The organism is Fervidicoccus sp. (assembly GCF_049967375.1).
Taxonomy (GTDB): Archaea; Thermoproteota; Thermoprotei_A; order Sulfolobales; family Fervidicoccaceae; genus Fervidicoccus; species Fervidicoccus fontis.
Map to the genome: position 1 here is coordinate 1 of NZ_JBMFSV010000045.1, position 517 is coordinate 517.

General features: G+C 38.9%; 1 protein-coding gene. It reads left to right on the forward strand.

Annotation, left to right across the window (positions count from 1 at the left end; all coding sequences use genetic code 11):
- Positions 1 to 382: 382 nt before the first annotated feature.
- The coding region (locus tag ACP5SL_RS05900; RefSeq protein ID WP_428228344.1) for a transposase at positions 383 to 517 on the forward strand (135 nt) is incomplete at its 3' end.

A 517-nucleotide genomic window follows, 5' to 3' on the forward strand; every position in this document is an offset into this window, starting at 1 on the left:
GTTGTGACACTTTTATGAGACTAATCGAATTTTTACTTTTATTTTTGGAAAAATTTTAGTGAGGGTAAAAAGGCCTTACACACTTCTTTTTACCTGGGCCTAAGCTTTTCACTTTACTCTTTTTCCTTCCAAACCTTTAGTAGTAAATAATAATGTCTCTTTCTAAAGAAGAATTTTTCCCAGCAAACTGGGAAGATTAACGGTATTATGTTTAATTTTAACTCCTTTTTTGCATAGTATTGACTTTATGCATGATATTTTTGGCTTCACGCTTATTTAAGAGGTTGCATAATGATACATTACGACAAACTGGTCCGAATACAACAAGAGGCTCCTCAAGCTGTTGACGTGTTCGTGAGCAAAGACCTTCTGGTCGACCAGGATAAGCAGCTCGAGCGCATGGACAAAGCCTGGCAGGCCGTACGTTTATTCTGACGCTCTGATGCTGATAATACTCGCTGTCAAAGAATACTTTGGCCTTCCATACAGGCAGACTGAAGGTTTTACCAGGCTGCTC